At 41.6% G+C, this 13,296-nt stretch carries 12 protein-coding genes; all 12 read left to right on the top strand.

All coding sequences use genetic code 11. From position 1 onward, the window contains the following. Positions 1 to 79: 79 nt before the first annotated feature. The 12 genes from AB5935_RS17270 to AB5935_RS17215 all read left to right on the top strand — a co-directional run bounded on the left by AB5935_RS17270 (position 80) and on the right by AB5935_RS17215 (position 13,147). The gene (locus AB5935_RS17270; RefSeq protein WP_007844440.1) at positions 80 to 550 is read left to right on the top strand and encodes an RNA polymerase sigma factor; all 471 of its coding nucleotides are present in this window, start codon (positions 80 to 82) and stop codon (positions 548 to 550) included. Next, positions 541 to 1,107 carry a hypothetical protein gene (locus AB5935_RS17265; RefSeq protein ID WP_007833557.1) on the top strand — a complete coding sequence of 189 codons (567 nt, stop codon included), beginning with the start codon at positions 541 to 543 and terminating at the stop codon, positions 1,105 to 1,107. Before AB5935_RS17270 ends, AB5935_RS17265 begins: the two co-directional genes overlap by 10 nt. A 19-nt stretch (positions 1,108 to 1,126) precedes the next feature. Next, complete coding sequence (locus AB5935_RS17260; protein WP_007833558.1) at positions 1,127 to 1,741, top strand: DUF5024 domain-containing protein; 615 nt, start codon at positions 1,127 to 1,129, stop codon at positions 1,739 to 1,741. Positions 1,742 to 1,942: 201 nt separating this feature from the next. Next, positions 1,943 to 3,220: an MFS transporter gene (locus tag AB5935_RS17255; RefSeq protein WP_007833560.1), complete on the top strand. Its 1,278-nt coding sequence runs from the start codon at positions 1,943 to 1,945 to the stop codon at positions 3,218 to 3,220. A gap of 58 nt (positions 3,221 to 3,278) precedes the next feature. Beyond that, entirely contained in the window at positions 3,279 to 3,845 is a 567-nt protein-coding gene (locus tag AB5935_RS17250; RefSeq protein ID WP_007833561.1) for a bifunctional nuclease family protein, read from the top strand. 27 nt (positions 3,846 to 3,872) lie between these two features. Further along, positions 3,873 to 4,574, top strand: a complete 702-nt coding sequence (locus AB5935_RS17245; protein ID WP_038609839.1) for a 16S rRNA (uracil(1498)-N(3))-methyltransferase — start codon at positions 3,873 to 3,875, stop codon at positions 4,572 to 4,574. A gap of 4 nt (positions 4,575 to 4,578) precedes the next feature. Next, the gene (locus tag AB5935_RS17240) at positions 4,579 to 6,111 is read left to right on the top strand and encodes a DUF4836 family protein (RefSeq protein WP_038609836.1); all 1,533 of its coding nucleotides are present in this window, start codon (positions 4,579 to 4,581) and stop codon (positions 6,109 to 6,111) included. Then, on the top strand, positions 6,108 to 6,752 hold the full coding sequence (locus AB5935_RS17235; protein ID WP_038609833.1) for an ATP-binding cassette domain-containing protein: 645 nt from the start codon (positions 6,108 to 6,110) through the stop codon (positions 6,750 to 6,752). Before AB5935_RS17240 ends, AB5935_RS17235 begins: the two co-directional genes overlap by 4 nt. Continuing rightward, on the top strand, positions 6,749 to 7,951 hold the full coding sequence (locus AB5935_RS17230) for a hypothetical protein (protein WP_007833566.1): 1,203 nt from the start codon (positions 6,749 to 6,751) through the stop codon (positions 7,949 to 7,951). Before AB5935_RS17235 ends, AB5935_RS17230 begins: the two co-directional genes overlap by 4 nt. Before the next feature lie 8 nt (positions 7,952 to 7,959). After that, entirely contained in the window at positions 7,960 to 8,373 is a 414-nt protein-coding gene (locus tag AB5935_RS17225; RefSeq protein ID WP_038609830.1) for a secondary thiamine-phosphate synthase enzyme YjbQ, read from the top strand. A gap of 400 nt (positions 8,374 to 8,773) precedes the next feature. After that, a complete protein-coding gene (locus AB5935_RS17220) occupies positions 8,774 to 9,379 on the top strand; it encodes a hypothetical protein (RefSeq protein WP_007833569.1) in 606 nt (201 codons plus the stop codon). Between the two features lie 333 nt (positions 9,380 to 9,712). Further along, on the top strand, positions 9,713 to 13,147 hold the full coding sequence (locus tag AB5935_RS17215) for a proline dehydrogenase family protein (RefSeq protein WP_038609827.1): 3,435 nt from the start codon (positions 9,713 to 9,715) through the stop codon (positions 13,145 to 13,147). Positions 13,148 to 13,296: the final 149 nt, after the last annotated feature.

Here is a 13,296-nt window from a genome sequence, read left to right as displayed (position 1 = left end):
TTGATGTAACGTTTCCCTACCTCTATGTGTCATACTAGTGAACATGGAACAAAATAGATTTGAAATAGAGGCAAAACGAATGCGGCCGGCTTTGTTAAGAATGGCTATCCGTTATCTGGAAGACTCCGACGAGGCAGAAGATGCAGTACAAGATGTACTGTTGAAACTTTGGTTTCTTCGCGACCGTCTGGACCAATATCGTAGCGTGGATGCACTGGCTATTGTTATAACCAAGCATTTGTGTATTAATCGTTTGCGAGGTATTCGAATAGAGAAAGTCGATTTGGAGCAAGGCATCAGCATTGGTGGAGGTGAAAACCCTGAAATGAAACTGGTAGAGGAAGAGAATATGCAGGAGATACTGGAAGTAATAGGTACTTTACCTGACTTGCAACAGTCTATTCTCCGCATGAAGCACTTGGAAGGTTTCGAAGTAGAGGAGATAGCCCGTCTCACAGGAAGTACGCCGGTGGCGGTACGAACCAATTTGTCGAGAGCTAGAAAAAGAGTAAAAGAACAATTTATGATACACAGTAAGGTATGGAATTAGATAAGAGGAATATAGAAGAATACATTAACCGTTTCTTGGAAGGGGAAACTACGAATGCCGAGGAGCAGGCTATTTATCGTTTCTTCCATACAGGGGATGTACCTTCTCATCTGATGGGATATGCTCCGATGTTTGCCTGGTATGAGGGAGGTATGCAGGGAGAACCGGGTATGTTGCAGCCAGACGGACAGAAGGAGGTTGCTGGAGGAAAGAAATCAGAAAAGGTACCGGTGGTTGGAAAAGAAAGCTTTTATCAGCGTATTCCAATAGCTGTCTGGAGTGCCGGTATAGCGGCAATGATGGTCATTGCGCTGGGGTTAGGTTTTATTTTCTATTCGGAAAACCAAGCAGACGGAAGTGGTGAGTGGTCGTGCTACGAAGGTAGTTATGTGGAAGTGGGAGGCAAGCGCATTTCGGATGTGAAACAGATTATGCCTTGTATTATTGAAACATTGGAAAAGGCGGAACGGGTGGAGAAACTGGCCCAGGAACGTGTGGAAGAAATTCATCGTTCCGAGAAAGAGATAGAAGAAAAGGAATTATTGGTAAGCGAATAAAAAACATAAAAAATAAGATATGAAAACAAGGTTTATTTTAGGAAGTGCATTGGCGGCTGTTTTGCTGCTGTGTGGTGGAACAGGCAAGGTTATGGCCCAGAAGAATATTGATAAAATGGCGGCAGAATTGGAAAAGCGGGATGATGTGGCTATCAACTCTGTAACGAAACGTGACTCTAAAACCCGCAAAGTGGTAAAGGTGGTGAAAAGTTTTTCGTTAAAGGATGAGAAAATAGGCGCAAGGTTGATTGAGGCTTTCGAGAAGGATGAGGAATATGCAGAAACTGCCATTAAGGATATGCCGAAGGGAAGGGGCAAGGCGCAGAAAGCGAATTTTACATTCATTTATAAGATGGATAATGAGAAACGTACTTACACCCTTAATGTCAATGAAAACGGAAATGTAAGCATGACCGTTATTATCAGTCCGATGAAGGATGGGAAAGAAGTGTATTCTGCTGTCCTTGATTCGGAATATTGGGATTCGTTCAATGAGCAGATGGCTGAATTGGGGAATAATCTAAGAGATTCCGGTATAGAGGTGCGCCAAATGAGCCGGGAAGAGATGGAGAAGATGCAGAAAACTATCCGCCAGTCATTGAAAGGACTGGATGCTTATGCCATAGCTGAATAGATAATGGCATTATTTTTCACGAACACCAGATAATAAAACACTCTCTTTTAGTTAGATTACAAAAACTTTTTAATTGTCTTGCCTTTCCGGAAGTTGTGAAACCACCGGAGAGGCTTTGTTTTTTAAGATGAATCTCCATGAAAAATCGAATTGTTTTATATCTTTGCAAGTAATATAAAAAACACACATTAAAGAAGAAAGATGAAAAACGAAATTACCGGAATGAAACTCAGACTGATAGTCATGAACTTCTTACAATTTGCCGTATGGGGGGCTTATCTTACTTCCATGGGGACATATTTGTTTAATATTGGCTTGGGTGCTAGGATAGGCCTGTTTTACGCCATGCAGGGGATTGTTTCCTTGTTTATGCCTGCTGTAATGGGAATTATTGCCGACAGATGGGTGCCTGCTCAAAAATTATATGGCTTCTGTCATTTTATGGCTGCCGTGTTTATGGTGGCTGCCGGGTGGTATGGCTACGTGGATGGTGAAGCGGTTAATTTCAGTACTTTATTTACATTTTATTCTTTTAGTGTAGCTTTTTATATGCCAACATTGGCATTGACAAATTCGGTAGCCTATACCGCACTGGATAAAGTAAAACTGGATCCTGTCATCGCTTTTCCTCCTATCCGTATTTTTGGAACGATTGGTTTCATCTGTTCTATGTTGCTGACGGATATCTTGGGATTCCAAAATAATTATATGCAGTTCTTTTCTTGTGCTTGCTTTGGAGTGATACTGGCCATTTATGCGCTTACTTTGCCCGAGTGTCCTGTAAGTCGTGGTGGAGAACAGAAATCGCTGGTAGATGCTATGGGATTGCGGGCGTTTACACTGTTCAAACAGAAAAAGATGGCTGTTTTCTTTATATTTTCTATGTTGTTGGGGGTTTCTTTACAGATAACCAACGGTTTTGCCAATCCGTTTCTCAGCAGTTTCAGGGGAGTTCCAGAGTATGCTGATACGTTTGGAGTGAATCATGCTAACGCATTGATATCTTTGTCTCAGGTGTCGGAAACGTTGTGTATTTTATTAATACCTTTTGTATTAAAGCATTTCGGAATCAAGCGCGTTATGCTGATAGCCATGTTGGCATGGGTACTTCGTTTCGGATTGTTCGGACTGGGGAATCCAGGGCCGGGTGTCTGGATGTTTGTACTGTCCATGATTGTGTATGGTGTGGCTTTCGACTTCTTCAACATTTCAGGTTCGTTGTTTGTTAACAATGAGACTGATTTATCCATTCGTTCCAGTGCTCAGGGATTGTTCGTGATTATGACAAATGGTATTGGCGCTACAGTGGGAACGTTGGGAGCTCAAGCTGTGGTAAATCGTTTTGTTGATATGAACAGCACTGCTCCGCAGATGGAGGGATGGAGTATGACATGGTTTGTTTTTGCAGGATATGCCTTGGTGGTTGCGGTATTGTTTGCTGTCATATTCAAGTATAAGCATAATCCCAGGCAAGTTTAATAAATTATTTTTGACCATATCCGATGTAAACAGGAGTGGTAGAAGGGAAGTTAAAATTATGGATGAAATAGAATTGAAGGTACATGATATGTCCTCTACATTGCAGCCGGCGGATGCATATGCGCTGGTGTTGGAAGAAGTGAATGGTAACCGTAAGCTGCCTATTATTATCGGTTCGTTGGAGGCGCAGGCTATTAAGGTGGTAATGATGGAATATAAGATGCCCAGACCATTGACGCACGATCTTTTTCTGACAGTGACCAAAGAGTTGGGGGCTGCTTTAAAGAAAGTGTTGATATATAAGGTAAAGGATGGAGTTTATTATTCCTATCTGTTTTTGGAAAAGGAGGGTGAGGTATTTAAAATAGACTCACGTACTTCCGATGCGATTGCGTTGGCTATGCGTTGCGGATGTCCTGTTTATACTACTAATGAGATCATGGAAAGTGAACAGTTGCATGAAGTTGGGAATACGGCATTTTCTGTCAATGTAAATACAGTTGATGTGGTGATGCTGAAAGAAGCATTGTCAAAGGCTATAGAAGAAGAGAATTATGAGCAGGCATCCCGTTTGCGTGATGAGATAAAACGACGGGAACAAGAGGAGGAGAATACGATAGTTTGATATATAAATTGAAAAACAAGAAGAACTATGCATGTTTTTTATACCCCTGATATAGCGAGTAACCTTGAACTTCCAGAAGAGGAAGCAGGACATTGTTTACGGGTTTTGCGTCTTTCCATAGGCGATGAGATAATGTTGACTGATGGAAAAGGTTGTTTTTACAAGGCTGTAATCAGTGCTGCAAGCGGTAAACGTTGCCAAGTGAAGGTAACGGAAACGATTCCGCAGGAAAAAGGGTGGAAAGGGTGGTTGCATATTGCCATGGCTCCCACTAAAAATATGGATCGTACTGAATGGTTTACAGAGAAAGCGACTGAAATAGGCTTTGATGAACTGTCTTTCTTGAACTGCCGTTATTCCGAGCGGAAAGTAATCAAGAAAGAACGTATTGAAAAAATTCTGGTATCGGCAGTGAAACAATCGTTAAAGGCGACTATGCCGGTACTGAATGAAATGACGGACTTTAATAAGTTTGTTTCACGGGATTTTAAAGGGCAGAAGTTCATCGCCCATTGCTATGAAGGGGAAAAACTTTTGTTGAAAGATATATTGCGTTCCGGAGAAGATGCTTTGGTGATGATAGGTCCGGAAGGGGATTTTAGCGAGGAAGAAGTGGCTAAGGCTATAGCGGCAGGTTTTCAGCCTGTTAGTTTGGGAAAGTCCCGTCTTCGCACGGAAACAGCCGCATTGGTAGCCTGTCATACACTGAATTTATTAAACCAAAAATAAGAATATGAGAAAAGGTATTTGGGGATTTGCATTGGTGGCGATCATGCTGCTTATGGCTTCCTGTTCGTCTAAAAGTGAATATGCCAATGCTATTCCTAAGGATGCGGCAATGGTCATGTCATTCGATTTCAAAACAATGGCAGAGAAGAGTGGCATAAACGGTAAAGGGGGAGAAAAGGTGGTAGCCAAACTGACGGACGCATTAAAAAGCGGTCTGGAAGGAGAGGCCTATAAAACTGCCGAGAAGATTATTAAAAGCCCGTCTGAATCCGGCTTGTCTTTTACTGATAAAGTATATATGTTCATTACTCCTCATTCTAATGCTTTTGCTTTATTGGCAAAAGTAGATGATGAAGGTAAAGTGGAAGATTTGCTGGAGGCGTTGAAGGAGGAGCAGATATGTACGGAATTGAAAAGCGAAAGCGGATGTACATGGACACAGATGGGTACGGCGCTGTGCGCTTTTAATAAGGGTACTTTCCTGTTGATGGGAAGTAATAAAGGAGATGCTCTCAGCTTGAAAGGAAGTTTGCTTTCATTGATGCGCCAGGATGCTGAAAACAGCTATGTAAAGACCACAGACTTTGGTAAGTTGGCCTCGTCGAAGGGTGAAATTGTCACTGTGATGAATATGTCATTTATTCCTAATGATATTACCATGCAGATGCGAATGGGAATGCCTGCCTATTTGAAATTGGAAGATATCAAATATCTGGTTTCCGCTACTTTCGAAAAAGGTAAAATTGTAGTGAAGATGGAAACATTGATTGAAAATAAGGATTTGATTGCTATGTATGAAAAGCAGTCGGCTGTTTCCGCACTCATCAAAGGAGCTTATTTGGAGTATTTCCCTGCTAATATGTTGGTTTGGGCAGGTGGTAATATCGATGGAAAAGGAATTTATGATTTACTTTGCGAAAATCCTACCATCAAGCAAGCGTTGGATAATCCGATGTTGCCAATAGATATTGAAGGTATATTCTCTTCTATTCATGGGGATGTTGCTGTTGGCTATAGTTCCTTGTCAAATAATGACTTGCTGATTTATGCTGATGTAACGAATAAAGACTTTTTGCAGTCCTTCGAAGACCTGAGACCTTTGTTGGCTATGACCGGTGGGCAGATGCAATTGAACTCTACGGGCAAAGACCAATATGAGTTCCGTATGTATCGCCAGAGCATTTGGTTTGGTGTGAAGGATAATCTGCTTTATATCTCGAACAATGAAAGACTGGCAGATGAGGCAGGCCGCCGTTACGGAGTTTCTTTGCAGAATACTCCTTGGGCCGGAGAGGTGGTGAAAAACCGTTTCTTTATGGCGTTCAATGCGGTGCAGTTGGTGAAGGACGTTCAGGAGAATCCTCGGTTAACCCGTATGCTGGGTAGTGATGCCGCCGTGTTTAATGCTATTTTGGGATCTTGCGACTATGTGGATGTGATGGCTCCCGATTGGAGAAGCGGTCGAATAAATATTGTTATGAAAGATAAAGAAGTCAACGTGCTACAGTTGATCGTACATGGATTAGAGAACTTATGAATACTATAGAATTACAACGGACCCTTCCTGCTGTTTTTGCAGGGAGGGATTCTATTATATCCGATGTCTGGCATCAGTTGTTGACCCTGCAACGTGGGGAAGCCTATTTGGTGGAAGCAGCATCCGGCACTGGGAAATCATCGCTTTGCAGCTACATATACGGATATCGTAACGACTATCAAGGTATCATTTGTTTTGGCGAGAAAAACATCCGTAGTCTTTCGGTGCATGACTGGGTGGAGATTCGGAAACGTTCCATCAGCATGTTGTTTCAGGAATTGCGTTTGTTCACGGAGCTGACAGCGTGGGAGAATGTGCAGTTGAAGAATTCGTTGACCGGATTTAAATCTAAAAAAGAAATCAAGGCTTGGTTTGAACAGTTCGGTATTGCCGATAAATGGGATACACCGGTAGCTAAAATGTCTTTCGGGCAACAGCAGCGTGTGGCGTTGGTCCGCGCACTTTGTCAACCTTTCGATTTTATCTTTCTAGATGAATCTATCAGCCATTTGGATGAAGAAAACGGACGGATTATGTCCCGGATATTGGTGGAGGAAGCGGATAGACAGGGGGCAGGTATCATTGTGACCTCTATCGGCAAGCATTTGGAATTGAACTACACAAAAACGTTGAAACTATGAGGTTGGTTTGGAAATTATTACGTCAGCATATCAGTTTCCCACAATTGGCGGGTTTTTTCTTTGCCAATCTGTGTGGCATGGTCATTGTGTTGCTGAGTGCCCAGTTTTATAAAGATGTGTTGCCTGTTTTTACGGAAGGTGACAGTTTCATGAAGAAAGACTATGTGATAGTAAGCAAAAAGGTAAGTACATTGGGCTCCTTTGTCGGAAAAAGTAAGACTTTTTCCGAACAAGACATTGCTGAAATCAGCGAACAGCCGTTTACCAAAGGAGTAGGGGCTTTTATGCCTTCCCAATTTAAAGTGTCGGCAGGCATGGGGATGGAGAACGTGGGGTTGCACATGTCTACAGCCATGTTCTTTGAGTCTGTACCCGATGAGTATGTGGATGTGAACTTGGATAAATGGGAGTTTGATGAAAATGAACGGGTTGTTCCTATCATTATTCCCCGTAATTATCTGAATCTGTATAACTTTGGTTTTGCACAAAGCCGGAGCCTGCCGCAATTGTCGGAAGGGGTGATGGGTATGGTTAATTTGGATATACGTATTACTGGTGCAGGGCATACGGAAAACTTTAAAGGAAAAATAGCAGGTTTCTCCAATCGCCTGAATACGATTCTTGTTCCGGAAACATTTATGGCGTGGGCTAACAATGAGTTTGCTCCGGGGCAGAAAAGCGAACCGTCACGACTGATTGTAGAAGTGAACAATCCTACGGACGACCGTATTGCCAAGTTCTTTAAAGACAAGGGATATGATACAGAAGATGACAAGTTGGATGCGGGAAAGACTACCTGGTTCTTGAAAGTGATTGTAGGAATTGTGCTTTCTGTAGGTTTGCTTATCAGTGTACTCTCTTTCTATATTTTGATGCTCAGTATTTACTTGTTACTGCAGAAGAATACGTCTAAGTTGGAGAATCTGTTATTGATAGGTTACAGTCCGGCTAAGGTGGCGCTTCCCTATCAAATGCTGACATTGGGCCTCAATGCAGTAGTGTTGTTTTTATCGGTGGGAATTGTGATCTATGTGCGGAATAGCTATATGGATATGATAGAAAAGTTATTTCCACAGTTGGAAGAAGGAAATCTGGGACCAGCCATGGTTATAGGTATTTTGCTTTTTGTGGGTGTATCTTTGTTTAATATAATAGCAGTACGTCGTAAAGTGGCATCTATATGGATGCATAAAGGTTGATAATAGTTATGGTATCTCAGACAGAATTTACGCTTCGTCCCCGTACTAGGGGATTTCACCTGATTACTGATGAAGTGGTGCGCAATTTGCCTCCACTTCCCCAAATAGGTTTGCTTTATTTGTTCATCAAACATACCAGTGCGGCATTAAGTATCAATGAAAATGCTGATCCGGATGTTCGTACGGATATGGAATCTATTTTTAATCACTTGATAAAGGAACGCGAACCCTATTACGAACATACTTTGGAAGGTTGGGATGATATGCCTGCCCATGCAAAGTCAACCATTATAGGAACTAGTCTTACTATTCCTATTACAGATGGTCGACTGAATATGGGTATTTGGCAGGGAATTTACCTTTGTGAGTTCCGCAACCATGGAGGCGGTCGCAAGATTGTGGCTACTGTAATGGGGAAATAACTCTTTCAGATATTCATCCGGGTTATTATTTATTTAAAAAAATAGATTAATTTCACTTTAATCAGAACTCTTTTTTTAACTTTGTACCAATTCTTGAAAACAGATGAATATTCATTTGAAAACAAGAAGGGACATATATAATTAAGAGCGTTTAAAATATTACCTTGTCTTAGAAAATCCCCAATTTTCAAAGCTGCACAAGTGTAATACAACAAGCGCTCACGTCTTGTGTTTATACTCCTTTACAGGATTAGTATATTCATAAAGACGTGGGACACTGTTGTTATTATTTGTGCAGCTGGTATGGGGATACCTCTAAGGCAGATAAAATATTAAGCAGGTCCCACGTCTCTTTTTATGTTTGTACCATAAAAATGAATGGATAAAACTAGCCTGAGTGATGAAAATTATTGTTTGGAATTCGCAGGATAAATGTGTGGCTGATTATCATAGGTTGATAAGAGGTTGCGATGTATTGTGCCTGTTGGATTGCGGGCAGTGGACGGTTCCGATGTATGCGCTTCAGATACAGAAGGGTCTGTTTCATTGGAAAGTTGAGCATGAAGGTCTTTCCTATGATATATTTTATTGCTTGGAGAAGGTGGCGTTTGTATGTCGGGATGGTTTGTATAGTGGAGAGTCTGTTCTATATAGCATTCATTCTAATATAGGATCTTTGATAGGTATTCGTTTGCAGGATGATTTTTGGTTATTTGCACACCATGAGCCTAATCTGGTTAATGCCTATCATATAGGTGAGTTTTATTTACGTGAAATTTCGGACCGTTTCAGAAAAGCGGCGTTTATAGCCGATTTTAAAAAAAAGTCTTATTCTTGGGTGCAGGAAACGGTAGGTAAGTTATATTGCATCGCTCTACCCGAAGGATATTATCCACATACTGTTAATTATTTATTCACTATCCATGTGGCCTGTACAGATTTATATCTGTTGGAAGGCTATAGCGAGACCTCCAATCAGCCTACTTTCTTTGAATTGGATATTTAATGTCCAGATTAGAACCTGTCTTACTGAAAGAAATCAATTAAAGTTCGGTGAAACTGATGACAATGCTGATGAAAATTAAACGAGTTCTTATAATTTCTTGTTTTTTCCTTTGATAATAAAAGAATTAGTGTATATTTGCATGTGAACAATTACATTTTCTAAGGAAATCATCTTATGGGCAGAGAACTTATATTTGACCGGTTTTCACAGCAAGCTCTCCAGACCTTGCACCGGTATCGTGCCGTTATGTTCAGTCCTACGATGCTCATGTCTTTAGTTGTTACCTATGATTTTTTTTAATCCTTAATTCTTACACATTAACATGAGTTTACTATGGACAACAGACCGACTATCGCCGAAGTACAAGAATGGGTACTGAAGCTTTATAACACGTGTGAACAAACCATCACTAGTGAGGAACGTAAAGAACAGCATAAATATGCCGTTATGGTACAACGGCCACAGGACAAAAAGTTCTTGGTGAAGATGCTGGACGAATCTTCTCAAATTCGTGATCGTAAGAAATTGGCAGAACGTATCAAGAAGCTGATAGACCGTTATGGTGTACCTGAGTTCTTGAATAAGCGTGATGCTTTCCTTTTTAAGATGTACCAGGCTTTTGGTCATCATTTTGATTTCATAGCCATACCAATCATAAAGAAGCGTCTTCGTATGGATACTTCTAAAGTAATTCTGAACGAAGCGCGTCCTAAATTGACAGATCATCTGGCTACCCGTTTCAAACAAAAGATTGGTCAGAACGTGAATTTGTTAGGCGAGGTCGTTTTAGGAAACGGAGAAGCGGATCATCGTTATTTCCACTATCTGGAAGCCTTGGAAGCTCCTGATATCAATTATATTTCTGTGAAAATATCGGGTATCTACGCGCAGACTCATGCGCTGAATTATGAAGAAAGCTTTCCGGAGCTGGTGAAACGTATGTGTGCACTGTATCAGAAAGCAATTGACTTTCCTTACGTGGATGAGAACGGTGTAAAACGCTCCAAGTTTGTCAATCTGGATATGGAGGAGTATAAGGACGCTCACTTTACATTACGCTTGTTTAAAGAAGTGTTGAGCAGACCGGAGTTTAAAAACTATTCGGCAGGCATCGTTGTGCAGGCTTATCTTCCCGATGCATACGAATTTCAGACTGAATTATTAGAATTTGCCAAAGCGCGTGTGGCTGATGGGGGTGCACCATTAAAGATGCGACTGGTGAAAGGCTGTAATTTGGAAATGGAAACGGTTATTTCTTCCCTTCGTGGCTGGCCTAATCCTGTAAGGACATCGAAAACTGAAGTGGATGCCAATTATTTGCATATTCTGGAACGTGCTTTATTACCCGAAAACGCAAAGGCGTTGCATGTGGGGGTTGCTTCTCATAATTTGTTCACTATTGCATACGCCTATCTGTTGAGTCAGAAGCTGGGAAGCGCGGAGTACATGACTTTTGAGATGCTGGAAGGTATGGCTGACCATGTATGGCGCGCTCAATCCCAATTGGGAAATCATGTGATTCTATATGCGCCGGTGGTAAAAGATGAGCATTTCCTGAATGCAGTATCTTACTTGGTCCGTCGTATGGATGAAAATACGGCTCCGGACAACTTCCTGACCCATTCGTTCAATTTGAAACCGGGTACGGATACTTGGCGTTTCTTACAGAACCAGTTTGAGGAAGCTTATAAAATGAAAGATGTTATTACACATACTCCTGCCCGTACACAAAACCGCTTGCATCGTTATACTCCCGTTCCACCAGCTGATGTAATGAAGAATGAACCTGATACTGATTTTGATTTGGCTCAGAACCAGGAATGGGTTCGGAACATTTTTGCGAAGTGGAAGAAGTCGCCGACGGATTCACCTGAAATTATTCCTTTGCAGATAGGAGCTGAAACGGTGGTTTGTGAGAAACGCCATAAATATATGGACCGTTGCCAGGATGATGAAGTTTGTGTATGCGAAATGTCACAAGCTGATGCCGGACAGGTGATGAAAATTTTGGATATAGCCGAAAAAGATCCTGCCGGATGGAGAAAGACTACATTGCAGGAACGGCATAAAATAATGTATGAAGCTGCCAACAGACTGGGTGAGATGCGTGGTGATTTGATAGGTTGTATGTGTGCCGTGACAGGGAAGACAGTAGTGGAAGGGGATGTGGAGGTGTCGGAGGGTATCGATTATGCTCGTTTTTATAGCACTAGCATGAAGCAGTTTGCAGAACTACCGGATGTGGACATTGCTCCTAAAGGGACTATTTTGGTTATTTCTCCGTGGAACTTCCCGTGTGCTATACCTATTGGTGGTATTGTGGCAGGACTAGTAGGAGGAAATACTGTAATTTTGAAACCGGCGACTGTTGCTGCCCCTGTGGCATGGTTGTTTGCCAAGGCATTTTGGGATGCAGGTGTGCCTAAAGAGGCTTTGCAGGTTATCATTACAGACCGTGAGGCATTAAAGGTATTAACTACGGCTCCGGCTGTCAAACATATTATTCTGACAGGAGGGACAGATACTGCTCAAAATATTGCACGCAGTAATCCGGCTACTCCATTGTCGGCAGAAACCGGTGGTAAGAATGCAATTATCTTGACGGCTTCCGGTGACCGTGACCATGCTATTATGAATATTGTGGCTTCTGCTTTTGGCAATGCCGGCCAAAAATGTTCCGCATGTTCTTTATTGCTGGTAGAACGCTCAGTTTATGAGGACAAGAACTTTCAGGATAAGTTAAAAGATGCCGCAACTAGTATGAAGGTGGGTAGTGTATGGAATCCAGGGAATGTGGTAGGTCCGATGATTACCGATAAGAATGATAAATTATTGAAAGCTTTGGAATTGGAAAAAGGGGAGTCCTGGCTGGTTCCACCTCGTTTTCTTGATAAGCATAAATATGTATTGGCTCCTACAGTGAAGTGGGGGGTACGTCCCGGTAACTATTCATTCAGAACCGAATTATTCGGTCCGATGCTGAGTGTGGTTTGTATTGAAAATTTGCAGCAAGGCATCAATTGGGTAAACAGTTTGGATTATGGTTTGACTTCAGGCTTACAGAGTCTGGATGAAGGTGAACAGAAATTATGGAAAGATTCAATTATGGCAGGTAATCTTTACATCAATCGTGGTATAACGGGGGCCATTGTAAATCGTCAGCCGTTCGGTGGAATGAAATTGTCAGCTTTTGGTGGCGGTGTGAAAGCGGGTGGTCCTAACTATTGTGCTTGTTTTGTAAAGATTACAGATAAACTAGGCAGTACCACTGACTATACACAAAGTTATGTGAAGGCATACGAGCAGGAATTTGCGCATGCGCGTGATGTCAATAATCTGTATGGCGAACAAAATGCATTCCGCTATCTGCCTTTAAAGAATATGGTTTTGCGTCTTTTCCCGGGAGATAACAATGAAGATGCAAAGATGATTGCTTTGGCTGCCAGAATTTGTCATACTCCATTGAGCATTAGTTTTGAGCCCGGTGATGATCGTACAGCTGCATTGGCTTCCTTGGGATGTCCTTTAAAAGAAGAAGCGTTGGCCGGATTCCTGAAATCAATGAAGAACTATGAGCGTATCCGTACTTGTGGGGCGGATATTCCGATGGAAATGTATGAGGAAGCTGCACGTATTGATAAGTATATTGCTACAGCTAAACCGGTGAAAGATGGACGTGTGGAATTGATTCATTACATCAAAGAGCAAAGTATTTCATTTGAATATCATCGTTATGGTAGTATCTTGGAGGTGCCGTCGGTAGAATGATGAAATACTTTTATTAGTATGTCTTTTGTATAACTTTATTAGGAGTCTCGATTTGTATGGGACTCCTAATTATGATTTAGAAATTATTATTAGAATTATTTGGTGGAGAAGAATGAATGTGTATATGTTCAGACGTGTTTTATCAATAG

It is taken from the genome of Phocaeicola sp. RTP21198st1_B8_RTP21198_201120 (assembly GCF_040929485.1).
Lineage (GTDB): Bacteria > Bacteroidota > Bacteroidia > Bacteroidales > Bacteroidaceae > Phocaeicola > Phocaeicola dorei.
The sequence above is the reverse complement of the archived record's forward strand: the minus strand, read 5'-3'. Positions and strand labels throughout refer to the sequence as shown.

Bases quoted from the DNA above. Each gene is read 5' to 3' on its own strand.
- AB5935_RS17270 (WP_007844440.1), top strand. From the start codon at position 80: ATGCGGCCGGCTTTGTTAAGAATGGCTATCCGTTATCTGGAAGACTCC.
- AB5935_RS17265 (WP_007833557.1), top strand. From the start codon at position 541: ATGGAATTAGATAAGAGGAATATAGAAGAATACATTAACCGTTTCTTG.
- AB5935_RS17260 (WP_007833558.1), top strand. From the start codon at position 1,127: ATGAAAACAAGGTTTATTTTAGGAAGTGCATTGGCGGCTGTTTTGCTG.
- AB5935_RS17255 (WP_007833560.1), top strand. From the start codon at position 1,943: ATGAAAAACGAAATTACCGGAATGAAACTCAGACTGATAGTCATGAAC.
- AB5935_RS17250 (WP_007833561.1), top strand. From the start codon at position 3,279: ATGGATGAAATAGAATTGAAGGTACATGATATGTCCTCTACATTGCAG.
- AB5935_RS17245 (WP_038609839.1), top strand. From the start codon at position 3,873: ATGCATGTTTTTTATACCCCTGATATAGCGAGTAACCTTGAACTTCCA.
- AB5935_RS17240 (WP_038609836.1), top strand. From the start codon at position 4,579: ATGAGAAAAGGTATTTGGGGATTTGCATTGGTGGCGATCATGCTGCTT.
- AB5935_RS17235 (WP_038609833.1), top strand. From the start codon at position 6,108: ATGAATACTATAGAATTACAACGGACCCTTCCTGCTGTTTTTGCAGGG.
- AB5935_RS17230 (WP_007833566.1), top strand. From the start codon at position 6,749: ATGAGGTTGGTTTGGAAATTATTACGTCAGCATATCAGTTTCCCACAA.
- AB5935_RS17225 (WP_038609830.1), top strand. From the start codon at position 7,960: ATGGTATCTCAGACAGAATTTACGCTTCGTCCCCGTACTAGGGGATTT.
- AB5935_RS17220 (WP_007833569.1), top strand. From the start codon at position 8,774: ATGAAAATTATTGTTTGGAATTCGCAGGATAAATGTGTGGCTGATTAT.
- AB5935_RS17215 (WP_038609827.1), top strand. From the start codon at position 9,713: ATGGACAACAGACCGACTATCGCCGAAGTACAAGAATGGGTACTGAAG.